Source organism: Achromobacter sp. HZ34 (genome assembly GCF_002209485.1).
Lineage (GTDB): Bacteria > Pseudomonadota > Gammaproteobacteria > Burkholderiales > Burkholderiaceae_B > Bordetella_C.
In genome coordinates, this window is sequence record NZ_NJIX01000003.1 from 978,689 (window position 1) to 991,641 (window position 12,953).

Below are 12,953 nucleotides of genomic sequence, written 5' to 3' on the forward strand. Positions count from 1 at the left end.
GGGTTACTCCCTGTTTATTCCGTAAACCACCCGCTTATTTCGAGCGGAACACGATCCTGGCTTTTGACAGGTCATAGGGCGTGAGCTCCACTGTGACCTTGTCGCCCGGCAGGATCCGGATGTAGTGCATACGCATCTTGCCCGAAATGTGGCCCAGGACAACGTGGCCATTTTCAAGCTTGACGCGGAACATTGCGTTGGGGAGGTTCTCTACGACCTCGCCCTGCATCTGTATGACGTCGTCCTTAGCCATCTTCTTTGCTAACGCATCGGCAGATTCGAATTCGAGCCCTTGAAGTTAGCCTTCTTGAGCAGTGAGTCGTACTGGTGGGACATCATGTAGGCCTGGACCTGAGCCATGAAGTCCATCGTCACGACGACGATAATCAACAACGAAGTACCACCGAAGTAGAACGGCACGTTCCAGCGCATGACCAGGAACTCGGGGAACAGGCAGACCAGGGTGATATACAGCGCACCAGCCAGGGTCAAGCGCATCAAGATCTTGTCGATATAACGCGCGGTCTGTTCACCGGGACGGATGCCCGGGACGAAAGCACCACTCTTCTTCAGGTTGTCCGCCGTTTCGCGGCTGTTGAACACCAGAGCCGTGTAGAAAAAGCAGAAGAAAATGATAGCGGCGGAATACAGCGTAATGTAGAGCGGTTGGCGCGGCGACAACGCAGCAGCCAGGTCACCCAACCAACGCATCTTCTCGCTACTCGAAAACCAGCTGGTAATCGTGGCCGGGAACAGGATGATCGACGAGGCGAAGATGGGCGGAATCACGCCGGCCATGTTCAGCTTCAACGGCAGATGCGAGCTCTGGCCGCCGTAGATCTTGTTGCCCACCTGGCGCTTGGCGTAGTTGACGGTGATCTTGCGCTGTCCGCGTTCCACGAACACCACGAAGGCCGTCACGGCAATCACCAACGCCACGATGAACAGGGCCGAAACCACCGACATCGAGTTCGTCCGCACCAGGTCCAGCAAGCCGGCCAGCGCAGTCGGCAACCCCGCCACGATCCCCGAGAAGATCAGGATGGAGATACCGTTGCCCAGGCCACGCTCGGTGATCTGCTCGCCCAGCCACATGATGAACATGGTGCCGGTCAGCAAAGTCACGACCGTGGTGAATCGGAACAACATGCCAGGATCCGTCACCAGACCCGGTTGCGATTCCAGCGCCACCGAAATACCCACTGCCTGCACCAGCGCCAGCACGACCGTGCCGTAGCGGGTGTATTGGGTAATCTTGCGACGACCGGCTTCGCCTTCTTTCTTCAATGCCTCGAGCGACGGCACCACAACCGACATCAACTGCATGATGATCGATGCCGAGATGTACGGCATGATCCCCAGCGCGAAGACCGAGAAGCGGGACAGCGCACCGCCCGAGAACATATTGAACAGGCCCAGAATCCCGCCTTGGTTCTGGCGGAACAAGTCCGCCAGGGCGTCCGGGTTGATACCCGGAACCGGGATGTGCGTACCCAGGCGGTACACCACCAAGGCGAGCACCAGGAAGACGAAACGACGCTTCAGATCGCCGTAACGAGATCCGGTCTTGCCCAGTGCCTGCGCGTTAGCCACTCTTCACCTCATCCGTCAATCAAGCAGCGATCGAACCGCCCGCAGCTTCGATGGCGGCGCGAGCGCCGGCCGTCGCGGTAATGCCCTTGAGCACGACCTTGCGCGAGAGTTCGCCGGACTTGATGACCTTGGCGTATCGAACTTGCTGGCCAACCACACCGGCCTGCTTCAGCACTTGCACGTCGATTTCGTCGACGGGCACGGCTTGCAGTTCCGACAGGCGGACTTCGGCGTACAGGTGCTGACCCAGGGGCGTGAAACCACGCTTGGGCAGACGACGCTGCAGCGGCATTTGACCGCCTTCGAAGCCGACCTTGTGGAAGCCACCCGAGCGGGACTTCTGACCCTTGTGACCGCGACCAGCGGTCTTGCCCAGGCCGGAGCCGATGCCACGGCCGACACGGCGCTTGGCATGCTTGGAGCCTTCGGCGGGCTTGAGCGTATTCAGTTGGAGTTGAGTATCCGACATCTCGATTCCTTAGACTTCCGACACAGTGACGAGATAATCCACTTTACGGATCATGCCGCGCACTTCGGGCGTATCTTTCAGGATCTTGGTGCTGTTGATACGACGCAGGCCGAGGCCGCGCACCGTATCACGGTGATCCTGCTTGGTGCCGATAACCGACCGCACCAGCGTAACTTTGATCTGCTTGTCAGCCATGATTTACCCCAAGATCTCTTCGACGGTCTTGCCACGCTTGGCGGCAACTTCCGACGGGGTCATGGAGGCGCGCAGGCCATTCAGCGTAGCGCGAACCATGTTGTAGGGATTGCTCGAACCGAGGCTCTTCGCAACCACGTTACGGATGCCCATCACTTCGAAGATGGCGCGCATCGGGCCGCCGGCGATCACGCCGGTACCTTCGGGTGCCGGCGAGATCAGCACCTTCGAGGCGCCGTGCTGGCCAACCACCGTGTGGAACAGCGTACCGTTCTTCAGGGCAACCTTGAACAGACCACGACGAGCCTGTTCCATCGCCTTCTGGACCGAGACCGGCACTTCACGCGCCTTGCCCTTGCCCATGCCGATGCGGCCGTCGCCGTCGCCAACCACCGTCAGAGCGGCGAAGGACATGGTACGACCACCCTTCACCACCTTGCTGACGCGGTTGACCGCAATCATTTTCTCGCGCAGACCGTCGTCGTTTTCCTTCTCGACCGGGCCCTTGCCTTGTGCTTTAGCCATTTGACTGATCCTCGCTTAGAACTTGAGGCCGGCTTCGCGCGCGGCATCGGCCAGCGCTTTCACGCGGCCATGGTAACGGAAGCCCGAGCGATCGAAGGCAACCAGTTCGATACCGGCGGCCTTGGCCTTCTCGGCGACGCGCTTGCCAACCAGTTCAGCGGCGGCCTTGTTGCCACCCTTGCCGACCTGGCCCAGCTGGGCGCGGACTTCTGCTTCCAGCGTCGAGGCGCTGACCAGCACGCGATCGCCTTCCGGCGAAATGATGTTCGCGTAGATGTGCAGGTTCGAGCGGAAAATCGACAGGCGATGAACGCGCAGTTCGAGGATTTTCCGGCGGGTCGGAACCGCACGACGCAAACGAGATACTTTCTTATCCATGATTCGTCCTTGCGTGCGCCGTTACTTCTTCTTGGTTTCTTTGATGATGACGCGCTCATCCGCATAACGCACACCCTTGCCCTTGTAGGGCTCCGGCGGACGGTAGGCGCGGATTTCAGCAGCCACCTGGCCAACAACCTGCTTGCTCGAACCCTTGATCAGAATTTCGGTCTGGGTCGGGCATTCGGCCTTGATACCGGCCGGCAGCTTGTGCACCACATCATGCGAGAAACCGAGTTGCAGCTTCACGGCGTCGCCCTGGACCTGGGCGCGATAACCCACGCCGACCAGGGTCAACTTACGTTCAAAACCCTTGCTGACGCCGGTCACCATATTGTTGACCAGAGCGCGCACGGTGCCCGACATCGCGTCGGCATGACGCGTTTCGTTAGCCGCAACGAAGGTCAGCACGCCGTTATCCAGCGAGATGGCAACGTCGCCCGTCAGGGGCTGCGTCAACGAACCCAGCGGGCCCTTGACGATGATTTGATCCTGCGCAACGGTGGCTTCAACACCCTTGGGCAGATTCACGGGGTACTTAGCGATACGTGACATTAGAATTTCTCCTTAGGCCACGTAGCACAGGACTTCGCCGCCAACGCCATTGGCGCGGGCCTTGCGGTCCGTCATCACGCCACGCGAAGTCGACACGATAGCCACGCCCAAGCCGTTCATGACTTGAGGAATGTTGCTACGGCCCTTGTAGATACGCAGGCCGGGACGCGAAACGCGTTCGATGCGTTCGATCACCGGGCGGCCGGCGTAGTACTTCAGCGAAAGCTCGAGCTCAGGCTTGGCCTGGGTGCCCTTGACTTCGAAACCGTCGATGTAACCCTCGTCCTTCAGCACAGCCGCGATAGCGGCCTTCAGCTTCGAGGAGGGCATGCTCACCGTGACTTTCGTAACTTGCTGCGCATTGCGAATGCGGGTCAGCATATCGGCGATGGGATCGCTCATGCTCATATTCGTTCTCCTACCAGCTGGCCTTGGTCATGCCCGGGATTTCCCCACGCATAGCCATTTCGCGAAGTTTGTGGCGCGTAAGGCCGAACTTGCTGAACACGCCACGCGGGCGACCCGTAACTGCGCAGCGGTTACGCTGGCGAGTGGGAGCGGCGTTGCGCGGCAGCTGTTGCAGCTTGAGCCGAGCTTGGTAACGTTCTTCTTCGGGCTTCGACTGGTCGTCGATGATCGCCTTCAGTGCGGTGCGCTTGGCGGAAAACTTCTCCGCCATCTTGGCGCGCTTGATATCACGATTGATCAGTGAAAGTTTGGCCACGTCATCGCCCCTTAGTTACGGAACGGGAAGCTGAAGGCGGTCAACAGTGCCTTGGCTTCTTCGTCGGTCTTGGCGGAGGTGGTGATGCTGATGTTCAGCCCACGCAGCGCGTCGATTTTGTCGTATTCGATTTCGGGGAAAATGATCTGCTCTTTCACCCCGACGTTGTAGTTGCCGCGACCGTCAAACGCACGGCCGGAGATACCACGGAAGTCACGCACACGAGGCAAGGCAATCGCCACCAGGCGGTCCAGGAATTCGTACATGCGTTGACCGCGCAGCGTCACCATGCAACCAATCGGATAGTTTTCGCGGATCTTGAAACCGGCGATAGCTTTCTTGGTCTTGGTGATCACGGGCTTTTGGCCGGCGATCTTGGTCAGGTCGCCCACGGCGTGCTCGATGACCTTCTTGTCGGCCACGGCTTCCGAAACGCCCATGTTCAGCGTGATCTTGGTGATGCGCGGAACTTGCATCGGGCTCTTGTAGCCGAACTTTTCCGTCAGTTCACCGACGATCTTGTCGCGATAGATTTCTTGCAAACGGGTCATAATCTGGTCGCCCCTTACGCCTTGGCGCCGACTTCGGCACCATTGGAACGGAACACACGCACCTTACGGCCGTCGACTTCCTTGACACCAACGCGGTCGCCCTTGCCAGTGGCAGGATTGAACAGCGCCACGTTCGAAACGTGGATGGGCAGGGTCTTTTCGACGATGCCACCGGGGTTGTTGGCCATCGGGTTGGGCTTGGTGTGCTTCTTGACGACGTTCACGCCTTCGACCAGAACGTGGTCGGCGTCGATACGCTCGAGCACGGTGCCACGGCGCTTTTTGTCGCGGCCGGTCAGGACGATGACTTCGTCGCCTTTACGAATATTGTTCATTGATGGCTCCTTACAGCACTTCCGGGGCCAACGACACGATCTTCATGAACTTCTCGGTACGCAGTTCACGCGTAACGGGTCCGAAGATACGAGTACCGATGGGCTCATGCTTGGCGTTGAGCAGCACGGCAGCGTTGTTGCCGAAGCGAATCAACGAACCGTCTTTGCGGCGCACGCCCTTGGCGGTGCGAACGACCACGGCGTTGTAGATTTCGCCCTTCTTCACACGACCGCGCGGAGCGGCGTCCAGGACGCTGATTTTGATGATGTCACCGATAGCGGCATAACGGCGCTTGGAGCCGCCGAGAACCTTGATGCATCGCACACGGCGCGCACCAGTATTGTCGGCCACGTCCAGCGTGGTCTGCATTTGGATCATGATTTTTCCTGTTCCAACTTAACCGGAAATTCGAAGTCGTGGTCTCGCGCCCTGGAACGGACCTGGGAGCGCGACCGATAAAGCCGCCCCACCCTGATCAGTCCCAAAACTTCATTACCAGGCGAATTCGCCGTTTCCTGCCAGTTTTGGTCCCGTAAGGCCCGTCTGACTTGCCCTGGGTTATGTGCCGCTGCTGCTGTCTTGCCGACAACCGCCGCCGCTAACCTCAAGCAACCCCTACGAACCTGGGTTGATATCCTGCGGAGTTTTCCCCTTTCGCCCGCCTGACTCTGCGTTGGTACCTGTGCACCGATCCAGCTATCGCTCGATCGCCTGCTCTTGTGTACCGCCTAGCCAGATTGACTATTTGGGAAAGCTGACCATTCTATCCGGCCGGCCTGGGGATTGCAAGCCCTTTGTGCTATCGGCGACCATAGTAGTCTTTTTCCCACAAATCATGCTTGGCCTTGCCGCGCTTGATCTCCGGCGTCAGGGGCGCCAGGGCCAGGACCAGCCGATTGATCCAGCGCATCGGCGCCCGGCAGGGCCGGTCAAAATCGACAAACAGGACCACTCGGACACCGTCGGTGTCGTTATGGACCTGATGCGGATAGAGGTCGTCGAAGACCACGGCCTCCCCTTCCCGCCAGACGTATCGCTGGGCGTTCACTTCTATCCAACAGTTCTCGCGCGGTTCCGGCACGACCAGGCCCAGGTGCAGGCGCAGCACTCCGTTATACGGGCCGCGGTGCAGGGGGATCCGCTTACCGGGTTCCAGGATGGAAAAGAAGGCGGTGCGGATGCCGGGAATATGCTTCAGCGCCGCGGCCGTTGCTGGACAGCGGTCCATATTGCGCGCAGAGCGCAGGCCATACGCCATGAAGACGAAGGTCTTCCATTGGTCGTCCGCGGTAATGGTGGCCACTTCGGGCGACAGCTCGTGGAAAGCCGGCAGCTGCTCGCGCTGCCCCAGGACGCCCATCAATTCCGTCCGTATCGCGGCGGCCTGGGCCTCCACTGCGGGGATCCAGGGAAATAGCGCATTGTCGAAAATCGGGTGGTCGCCCACCAGGGAAGCCTTGGCGATTCCGTTACGCAGCCAGTCGATCAGGCTAAAGAAGATACGCGAGAAAAGGGTAGGAACGGTGGCAGGCGCGAGCGGCTTCAAGATTGATTCTGTCCATGCAGGTTGTGCCGGGCTTCAACTTTACCGCCAGGCGCCGCCAACGTCATGCGAGCAGGCAGAAAAAAAGCCAAGGACGTGAGCCCTTGGCTTTTCAGGTACTGGTCGGGATGACTCCCGGCCGGTACGGGTACTACGCGTGCATCAGATGATGCGAGCGGCCTCGACCAGGCGCACCACGCTCCACGCTTTCGAGCGCGAGATGGGACGGCCTTCGGCGATTTCAACCATATCGCCTTCGTTGATCTGGTTCGTCTCGTCATGCGCTTTGTACTTCGCGGAGCGCACGATGATCTTGCCGTAGATGGGGTGCTTCACGCGGCGTTCGACGAGAACAACCACGGTCTTGTCCATCTTGTTGCTGACGACCTTGCCGACCAGCGTACGCTGGCGCTTGGCGGGTTGGGTGTTTTGCGTTTCGCTCATGATTAGCTTCCTGCCTTCTCGGTCTGCAAGGTGCGGACGCGAGCGATGTCACGGCGCACTTTACGCAGCTGGCTGGTGTTGGCGAGCTGCTGAGTAGCTCTCTGCATACGCAGACCGAATTGGGCACGGAGCAAGCTCTCAAGCTCTTGCTGCAGCTCGGCGAGGTTCTTGGTACGGAGTTCTTTGGCTTTCATGTCGGACTCCTTAGGTGCCAATGTGACGAGCTACGAAGGTCGTCGCGATCGGCAGCTTGGCGGCGGCCAGGCGGAAAGCTTCGCGAGCCAATTCTTCGCTCACCCCTTCCATTTCGTACAGCACCTTGCCGGGTTGGATTTCAGCGACCCAGTATTCCGGGTTGCCCTTACCGTTACCCATACGGACTTCGGCGGGCTTTTGCGAGATCGGCTTGTCCGGGAAAATGCGGATCCAGATCCGGCCGCCACGCTTGATGTGACGGTTGATGGCGCGACGAGCAGCCTCGATCTGGCGAGCGGTCAGACGGCCACGGCCGGTGGCCTTCAGGCCGTATTCGCCGAACGACACGTTGGTGCCGCGCGTGGCCAGGCCCGTGTTGCGGCCTTTCTGCTCTTTGCGATATTTTCTGCGTGCGGGTTGCAGCATGTTTATTCTCCTTCAGGCGCCGGCGCGGCGTCCGCCTTACGCGGACCGCGGCCACGGCCACCACCGCCGGGACGGCCACCAGGACGATCGCCACCAGGACGGTCGCCACGGGGGGCACGGCGCGGACGGCGCTCTTCTTCGCGAGGCGCGGCGGTCTCAGGCGGCAATTCGCCATTGGCCAGCATGTCGCCCTTGTAGACCCAGACCTTGATGCCGATCACACCGTAGGTGGTGTGGGCTTCGGAGGTACCGTAGTCGATGTTCGCCTTCAGCGTGTGAAGCGGCACACGACCTTCGCGGTACCACTCGGTACGTGCGATTTCGATGCCGTTCAGGCGGCCAGCGCTCATGATCTTGATGCCTTGGGCACCCAGACGCATGGCGTTTTGCATGGCACGCTTCATGGCGCGGCGGAACATGATGCGCTTTTCGAGCTGTTGCGAGATCGAGTCGGCGATCAGCTGGGCGTCGGTTTCCGGCTTGCGGATTTCCTCGATGTTGACGTGCACGGGCACGCCCATCAGACGCTGCAGATCAGCCTTCAGGCTTTCGATGTCTTCGCCGCGCTTGCCGATCACCACGCCCGGACGAGCCGAGTAGACGGTGATGCGGGCATTCTTGGCAGGACGCTCGATAACCACGCGGCCAACGGACGCGCTCTTGAGCTTCTTCTTCAGGTACTCGCGCACGCGGATGTCTTCGGCCAGCATGGCACCGAAAGACTTGTCGTCAGCGTACCAACGCGAGGACCAATTACGGGTGACCGCGAGACGGAACCCAGTGGGGTGAATTTTCTGACCCATCGTGACTCCTTAGGCTCCGACCTTGACCGTGATGTGGCAGGTCTGCTTCTCAATGCGGTTGCCACGGCCCTTCGCACGAGCGGAGAAACGCTTCATCGATTCGGCTTTGTCCACGAAAATCGTCGTGACCTTCAGCTCGTCGATGTCAGCGCCGTCGTTGTGCTCGGCGTTGGCGATCGCGGATTCGACAGCCTTTTTCAGGATGCCAGCGGCTTTTTTCGGCGAGAAGTTGAGGATCTCAAGGGCACGAGCGACCGACTTGCCGCGGATCAGGTCCGCAACCAGACGGGTCTTCTGGGCCGAGATGTGAACTCCACGGATAATGGCAGTAGTTTCCATCGCTTACCTCTTGGCCTTCTTGTCCGCGGCGTGACCCTTGAACGTACGGGTCAGCGCGAATTCGCCGAGTTTGTGGCCGACCATGTTCTCGTTGATATAAACGGGAACGTGTTGCTTGCCGTTGTGCACAGCGATCGTCAGACCGATGAACTCGGGCAGGATCGTGGAGCGACGCGACCAGGTCTTGATCGGCTTCTTGTCTTTGCCCGCGACGGCCTTCTCTACCTTGGTAATAAGGTAGGCGTCGACAAACGGGCCTTTCTTGATCGAACGTGACATAGTGTTCGCCTCTTACTTGCGCTTGCGCCGTTGGACGATCATATTGTTCGTCCGCTTGTTGCTACGGGTCTTGTAACCCTTAGCCGGGGTGCCCCACGGGCTGACCGGTTCGCGAGCTTCGCCGGTGCGGCCTTCACCACCACCGTGCGGGTGATCGACCGGGTTCATGGCCACGCCACGAACCGTCGGGCGGACACCGCGCCAACGCATTGCACCGGCCTTGCCGATCTGGCGCAGGCTGTGTTCTTCATTACCGACTTCACCGATCGTGGCACGGCATTCGATGTGAATGCGGCGCACTTCGCCCGAACGCAGGCGAACCTGCGCGTAGACGCCTTCGCGCGCCATCAGCACGGCGGAAGCGCCGGCCGAACGGGCGATTTGCGCACCCTTGCCGGGCAGCATTTCGACGCAGTGAATCGTCGTACCCACCGGGATGCTGCGGATACGCAGCGTGTTGCCGGCGCGGATGGGGGCTTCGTCGCCCGACACCAGCGAGGCACCAACTTCCAGGCCACGGGGCGCGATGATGTAGCGGCGCTCGCCATCGGCGTAGCACAGCAGCGCCAGGTGCGCCGTACGGTTGGGGTCATATTCCAGGCGCTCGACCTTGGCGGGAATCCCGTCCTTGTCACGCTTGAAATCGACGATACGGTAATGTTGCTTGTGACCACCACCACGATGACGGATGGTGATGTGACCGTTGTTGTTACGGCCAGAGCCACGCTTCTTCTTTTCGAGCAGCGAGGCGTGGGGCGCGCCCTTGTGCAGGTTCGGGCTTACCACCTTCACCATGCCACGGCGGCCGGCCGAGGTCGGTTTGACTTTAACGAGGGCCATTTACTTCACCTCCGCAAAGTCGATTTCCTGGCCTTCCTTGAGCGAAACGTAGGCCTTGCGCTCACTGCGGCGGCTACCCACGAAACGTCCAAAGCGCTTGACTTTGCCCTTGCGATTGAGGACCTGCACGGACTCGACCTGCACCTTGAAGAGCAGTTCGACGGCAGCCTTGATTTCCGGCTTCGTGGCGGTATCGACCACGCGGAAAGCGACTTGTTGGTTCTTTTCGGCGATGAACGTGGCCTTTTCGGTCACGATCGGGGCCAGCAGAACCTGCATCAAACGTTCGGTGTTCATCCGAGCATCTCCTCGAGTTGGGCGATGGCGGGCTTCGTGATCAACACTTGCTTGTAGTGGATCAACGAGAGCGGATCGGCATAGCGCGGTTCGACCACGGCAACGTGCGGCAGGTTGCGGGTGGCGAGATAGACGTTTTCGTCGAAGTCGTCGGTGATGATCAGCACGGATTCCAGACCCAGGCCCTTCAGCTTGTCAGCTGCCAGCTTGGTCTTGGGCGATTCCAGCTTGAATGCGTCAACCACGGTGATGCGGCCTTCACGGGCCAATTGCGACAGGATCGAACGGATCCCGGCACGGTACATCTTCTTGTTGACCTTCTGGCTGAAGTTCTCGTCCGGCGAGTTCGGGAACGTGCGACCACCCCCACGCCACAGCGGCGACGAGGTCATACCGGCGCGAGCGCGGCCGGTACCCTTCTGGCGCCAGGGCTTCTTGGTGGAGTGCTTGACTTCAGTGCGATCCTTCTGGGCACGGTTGCCGCTGCGCGCGTTGGCCTGGAAGGCCACCACGATCTGCTGCACCAGCGCTTCGTTGAATTCACGGCCGAAGACGGTGTCGGCAACGCTGACGGTGCCAGCTTCGCCTTGATCGTTCAGGAGCTTGAGATCCATTTACTTATGCTCCTTTCTTGACCGGGGCTTTGACGGCCGGACGCACGACGACGTTCGCTTCTTTGTGGCCGGGCACAGCACCCTTGACGAACAGCAGGCCGCGCTCGGCGTCCACGCGGATCACGTCCAGGTTCTGGGCAGTGCGCTGCACGTCACCGAGGTGACCCGACATGCGCTTACCGGGGAAGATGCGGCCGGGATCTTGCGCTTGACCGATCGAGCCGGGAACGCGGTGCGAACGGGAGTTACCGTGCGACGCGCGTTGCGAACCGAAGTGGTGGCGCTTGATGGTGCCTGCAAAGCCTTTACCGATGGTGGTGCCCGTCACGTCGACCGTTTGGCCAACTTCGAACACGCTTTCAACGGTGACCACGCTGCCGGCGGTGAATTCGGCGGCTTTGGCGGGGTCGAGGCGGAATTCCTTGAGGATGCTACCGGCTTCGACGCCAGCCTTGGCGTAGTGGCCGGTTTGCGGCTCAGCAACGCGCGACTTGCGGCGCTCGCCGTAAGCCAGCTGGACAGCGGCATAGCCGTCGCTTTCCAGGGACTTGACCTGGGTCACTCGGTTGTTCGACAGATCCAGCACGGTCACCGGAATGGACTCGCCATCCTCGGTGAAAATACGGGTCATGCCAACCTTGCGACCCACCAGCCCGAGCCGATGGGCGGCAGGCGTGGGTGTCGGATTCGACATCGTTTTCTCCATTCCCGACTACGATTGGTCGGGGCTAATCAGGCGAAGAGACACTTCGCCCTACGTGTGTGTCATTTCTGCCGCGGCTACTGCGAGACGTTCCCAATGAGGACAGGCACGGCTCTGCCAAAAACGGCAAGTCTCAGACTATAGCACGGTGATTTACTGAATGGCAAGCGCCCGCCAGCTTGGGAGGCAGGCAGGGCGCGCTAGCAGCTTTTTCGCCACAGACGGCGCCACCATGCTTGTCCGGACGCCACCATGCAAAAGGCCGCGTCCCCGGAGGTTACGCGGCCTTCGCCATGACTCGCCCTCCTTCGCAGGGCGCGTCACATTACTTCTTACTGCAGGGCGATTTCGACATCGACACCGGCCGGCAGATCCAGACGCATCAGGGCGTCCACGGTCTTGTCGGTGGGATCGACGATGTCCATCAGACGCTGGTGCGTGCGGATCTCGAACTGGTCACGCGACGTCTTGTTCACGTGCGGCGAACGCAGCACGTCGTAACGACGAATACGCGTGGGCAGCGGAACCGGACCACGGACGACCGCGCCGGTACGCTTGGCGGTGTCGACGATTTCAGCGGCCGACTGATCGATCAACTTGTAATCGAACGCCTTCAAGCGGATGCGGATCTTTTGGTTTTTCATGGTGTTTCCTACTAAAGAACGATGTAAGCGGTGATCCGTGGATCCGGATCACCGCACCCGGCAGGGAATTACTTCAGGATCTTGGCAACGACGCCGGCGCCGACGGTACGACCGCCTTCACGGATGGCGAAACGCAGGCCTTCTTCCATGGCGATCGGAGCCAGCAGGCGCACGGTCATCGACACGTTGTCGCCCGGCAGGACCATTTCCTTGTCGGCCGGCAGTTCGATCGTGCCCGTCACGTCCGTGGTACGGAAGTAGAACTGGGGACGATAGCCGTTGAAGAACGGGGTGTGGCGGCCGCCTTCTTCCTTCGACAGGATGTACACCTCGGAGGTGAAGTCCGTGTGCGGGTTGATCGAAGCGGGCTTGGCCAGCACTTGGCCGCGCTCGACGTCTTCACGCTTGGTGCCGCGCAGCAGGATGCCGACGTTGTCGCCAGCCTGGCCTTGGTCCAGCAGCTTGCGGAACATTTCCACGCCGGTGCAGGTCGTCTTCAC

25 protein-coding genes are annotated in these 12,953 nt (G+C 60.3%); all 25 read right to left on the reverse strand.

Going from position 1 to position 12,953, the window contains the following annotated elements; genetic code table 11:
• Positions 1-34: 34 nt before the first annotated feature.
• Complete coding sequence (gene infA / locus CEY05_RS16485) at positions 35-253, reverse strand: translation initiation factor IF-1 (protein WP_088599432.1); 219 nt, start codon at positions 251-253, stop codon at positions 35-37.
• 8 nt (positions 254-261) lie between these two features.
• The gene (gene secY, locus CEY05_RS16490; RefSeq protein ID WP_088599433.1) at positions 262-1,593 is read right to left on the reverse strand and encodes a preprotein translocase subunit SecY; all 1,332 of its coding nucleotides are present in this window, start codon (positions 1,591-1,593) and stop codon (positions 262-264) included.
• A gap of 19 nt (positions 1,594-1,612) precedes the next feature.
• On the reverse strand, positions 1,613-2,062 hold the full coding sequence (gene rplO / locus CEY05_RS16495; RefSeq protein ID WP_088599434.1) for a 50S ribosomal protein L15: 450 nt from the start codon (positions 2,060-2,062) through the stop codon (positions 1,613-1,615).
• Positions 2,063-2,071: 9 nt separating this feature from the next.
• On the reverse strand, positions 2,072-2,257 hold the full coding sequence (gene rpmD / locus CEY05_RS16500; RefSeq protein WP_057654212.1) for a 50S ribosomal protein L30: 186 nt from the start codon (positions 2,255-2,257) through the stop codon (positions 2,072-2,074).
• A gap of 3 nt (positions 2,258-2,260) precedes the next feature.
• Positions 2,261-2,782, reverse strand: coding sequence for a 30S ribosomal protein S5 (rpsE, locus tag CEY05_RS16505; RefSeq protein WP_088599435.1), 522 nt, complete (start codon positions 2,780-2,782; stop codon positions 2,261-2,263).
• 15 nt (positions 2,783-2,797) lie between these two features.
• Complete coding sequence (gene rplR / locus CEY05_RS16510) at positions 2,798-3,160, reverse strand: 50S ribosomal protein L18 (protein WP_088599436.1); 363 nt, start codon at positions 3,158-3,160, stop codon at positions 2,798-2,800.
• A 21-nt stretch (positions 3,161-3,181) separates the two neighbouring features.
• Complete coding sequence (gene rplF, locus CEY05_RS16515; protein ID WP_088599437.1) at positions 3,182-3,715, reverse strand: 50S ribosomal protein L6; 534 nt, start codon at positions 3,713-3,715, stop codon at positions 3,182-3,184.
• Between the two features lie 12 nt (positions 3,716-3,727).
• On the reverse strand, positions 3,728-4,123 hold the full coding sequence (gene rpsH / locus CEY05_RS16520) for a 30S ribosomal protein S8 (RefSeq protein ID WP_088599438.1): 396 nt from the start codon (positions 4,121-4,123) through the stop codon (positions 3,728-3,730).
• A gap of 10 nt (positions 4,124-4,133) precedes the next feature.
• Positions 4,134-4,439 carry a 30S ribosomal protein S14 gene (rpsN, locus tag CEY05_RS16525; RefSeq protein ID WP_088599439.1) on the reverse strand — a complete coding sequence of 102 codons (306 nt, stop codon included), beginning with the start codon at positions 4,437-4,439 and terminating at the stop codon, positions 4,134-4,136.
• Between the two features lie 11 nt (positions 4,440-4,450).
• Complete coding sequence (gene rplE / locus CEY05_RS16530) at positions 4,451-4,990, reverse strand: 50S ribosomal protein L5 (RefSeq protein ID WP_088599440.1); 540 nt, start codon at positions 4,988-4,990, stop codon at positions 4,451-4,453.
• A 14-nt stretch (positions 4,991-5,004) separates the two neighbouring features.
• A complete protein-coding gene (rplX, locus tag CEY05_RS16535) occupies positions 5,005-5,325 on the reverse strand; it encodes a 50S ribosomal protein L24 (protein WP_088599441.1) in 321 nt (106 codons plus the stop codon).
• Between the two features lie 10 nt (positions 5,326-5,335).
• The gene (rplN, locus tag CEY05_RS16540; RefSeq protein WP_088599442.1) at positions 5,336-5,704 is read right to left on the reverse strand and encodes a 50S ribosomal protein L14; all 369 of its coding nucleotides are present in this window, start codon (positions 5,702-5,704) and stop codon (positions 5,336-5,338) included.
• A 421-nt stretch (positions 5,705-6,125) separates the two neighbouring features.
• Positions 6,126-6,872, reverse strand: coding sequence for an aspartyl/asparaginyl beta-hydroxylase domain-containing protein (locus CEY05_RS16545; protein ID WP_088599443.1), 747 nt, complete (start codon positions 6,870-6,872; stop codon positions 6,126-6,128).
• Between the two features lie 159 nt (positions 6,873-7,031).
• Positions 7,032-7,313 (reverse strand): 30S ribosomal protein S17, encoded by a 282-nt coding sequence (gene rpsQ / locus CEY05_RS16550; RefSeq protein ID WP_088599444.1) that lies wholly within the window; start codon positions 7,311-7,313, stop codon positions 7,032-7,034.
• 2 nt (positions 7,314-7,315) lie between these two features.
• Positions 7,316-7,507 (reverse strand): 50S ribosomal protein L29, encoded by a 192-nt coding sequence (gene rpmC, locus CEY05_RS16555; RefSeq protein WP_088599445.1) that lies wholly within the window; start codon positions 7,505-7,507, stop codon positions 7,316-7,318.
• A 10-nt stretch (positions 7,508-7,517) separates the two neighbouring features.
• Positions 7,518-7,934 (reverse strand): 50S ribosomal protein L16, encoded by a 417-nt coding sequence (gene rplP / locus CEY05_RS16560; RefSeq protein WP_088599446.1) that lies wholly within the window; start codon positions 7,932-7,934, stop codon positions 7,518-7,520.
• 2 nt (positions 7,935-7,936) lie between these two features.
• A complete protein-coding gene (gene rpsC, locus CEY05_RS16565; protein WP_088599447.1) occupies positions 7,937-8,737 on the reverse strand; it encodes a 30S ribosomal protein S3 in 801 nt (266 codons plus the stop codon).
• Positions 8,738-8,746: 9 nt separating this feature from the next.
• Entirely contained in the window at positions 8,747-9,076 is a 330-nt protein-coding gene (gene rplV, locus CEY05_RS16570; protein WP_057654230.1) for a 50S ribosomal protein L22, read from the reverse strand.
• Between the two features lie 3 nt (positions 9,077-9,079).
• Entirely contained in the window at positions 9,080-9,355 is a 276-nt protein-coding gene (rpsS, locus tag CEY05_RS16575) for a 30S ribosomal protein S19 (RefSeq protein WP_057654231.1), read from the reverse strand.
• Between the two features lie 12 nt (positions 9,356-9,367).
• Positions 9,368-10,195, reverse strand: a complete 828-nt coding sequence (gene rplB / locus CEY05_RS16580; RefSeq protein WP_088599448.1) for a 50S ribosomal protein L2 — start codon at positions 10,193-10,195, stop codon at positions 9,368-9,370.
• Positions 10,196-10,492: a 50S ribosomal protein L23 gene (rplW, locus tag CEY05_RS16585; RefSeq protein ID WP_088599449.1), complete on the reverse strand. Its 297-nt coding sequence runs from the start codon at positions 10,490-10,492 to the stop codon at positions 10,196-10,198.
• Positions 10,489-11,106: a 50S ribosomal protein L4 gene (gene rplD / locus CEY05_RS16590; RefSeq protein ID WP_088599450.1), complete on the reverse strand. Its 618-nt coding sequence runs from the start codon at positions 11,104-11,106 to the stop codon at positions 10,489-10,491. Before rplD ends, rplW begins: the two co-directional genes overlap by 4 nt.
• Positions 11,107-11,110: 4 nt before the next feature.
• Complete coding sequence (rplC, locus tag CEY05_RS16595; protein ID WP_198952795.1) at positions 11,111-11,800, reverse strand: 50S ribosomal protein L3; 690 nt, start codon at positions 11,798-11,800, stop codon at positions 11,111-11,113.
• 341 nt (positions 11,801-12,141) lie between these two features.
• Entirely contained in the window at positions 12,142-12,453 is a 312-nt protein-coding gene (rpsJ, locus tag CEY05_RS16600) for a 30S ribosomal protein S10 (RefSeq protein WP_003806903.1), read from the reverse strand.
• 68 nt (positions 12,454-12,521) lie between these two features.
• The coding region (locus CEY05_RS16605; RefSeq protein ID WP_369825953.1) for an EF-Tu/IF-2/RF-3 family GTPase at positions 12,522-12,953 on the reverse strand (432 nt) is incomplete at its 5' end.

Bases quoted from the DNA above. Each gene is read 5' to 3' on its own strand.
- infA (WP_088599432.1), bottom strand. From the start codon at position 253: ATGGCTAAGGACGACGTCATACAGATGCAGGGCGAGGTCGTAGAGAAC.
- rplO (WP_088599434.1), bottom strand. From the start codon at position 2,062: ATGTCGGATACTCAACTCCAACTGAATACGCTCAAGCCCGCCGAAGGC.
- rpmD (WP_057654212.1), bottom strand. From the start codon at position 2,257: ATGGCTGACAAGCAGATCAAAGTTACGCTGGTGCGGTCGGTTATCGGC.
- rpsE (WP_088599435.1), bottom strand. From the start codon at position 2,782: ATGGCTAAAGCACAAGGCAAGGGCCCGGTCGAGAAGGAAAACGACGAC.
- rplR (WP_088599436.1), bottom strand. From the start codon at position 3,160: ATGGATAAGAAAGTATCTCGTTTGCGTCGTGCGGTTCCGACCCGCCGG.
- rplF (WP_088599437.1), bottom strand. From the start codon at position 3,715: ATGTCACGTATCGCTAAGTACCCCGTGAATCTGCCCAAGGGTGTTGAA.
- rpsH (WP_088599438.1), bottom strand. From the start codon at position 4,123: ATGAGCATGAGCGATCCCATCGCCGATATGCTGACCCGCATTCGCAAT.
- rplE (WP_088599440.1), bottom strand. From the start codon at position 4,990: ATGACCCGTTTGCAAGAAATCTATCGCGACAAGATCGTCGGTGAACTG.
- rplX (WP_088599441.1), bottom strand. From the start codon at position 5,325: ATGAACAATATTCGTAAAGGCGACGAAGTCATCGTCCTGACCGGCCGC.
- rplN (WP_088599442.1), bottom strand. From the start codon at position 5,704: ATGATCCAAATGCAGACCACGCTGGACGTGGCCGACAATACTGGTGCG.
- rpsQ (WP_088599444.1), bottom strand. From the start codon at position 7,313: ATGAGCGAAACGCAAAACACCCAACCCGCCAAGCGCCAGCGTACGCTG.
- rpmC (WP_088599445.1), bottom strand. From the start codon at position 7,507: ATGAAAGCCAAAGAACTCCGTACCAAGAACCTCGCCGAGCTGCAGCAA.
- rplP (WP_088599446.1), bottom strand. From the start codon at position 7,934: ATGCTGCAACCCGCACGCAGAAAATATCGCAAAGAGCAGAAAGGCCGC.
- rpsC (WP_088599447.1), bottom strand. From the start codon at position 8,737: ATGGGTCAGAAAATTCACCCCACTGGGTTCCGTCTCGCGGTCACCCGT.
- rplV (WP_057654230.1), bottom strand. From the start codon at position 9,076: ATGGAAACTACTGCCATTATCCGTGGAGTTCACATCTCGGCCCAGAAG.
- rpsS (WP_057654231.1), bottom strand. From the start codon at position 9,355: ATGTCACGTTCGATCAAGAAAGGCCCGTTTGTCGACGCCTACCTTATT.
- rplB (WP_088599448.1), bottom strand. From the start codon at position 10,195: ATGGCCCTCGTTAAAGTCAAACCGACCTCGGCCGGCCGCCGTGGCATG.
- rplW (WP_088599449.1), bottom strand. From the start codon at position 10,492: ATGAACACCGAACGTTTGATGCAGGTTCTGCTGGCCCCGATCGTGACC.
- rplD (WP_088599450.1), bottom strand. From the start codon at position 11,106: ATGGATCTCAAGCTCCTGAACGATCAAGGCGAAGCTGGCACCGTCAGC.
- rplC (WP_198952795.1), bottom strand. From the start codon at position 11,800: ATGTCGAATCCGACACCCACGCCTGCCGCCCATCGGCTCGGGCTGGTG.
- rpsJ (WP_003806903.1), bottom strand. From the start codon at position 12,453: ATGAAAAACCAAAAGATCCGCATCCGCTTGAAGGCGTTCGATTACAAG.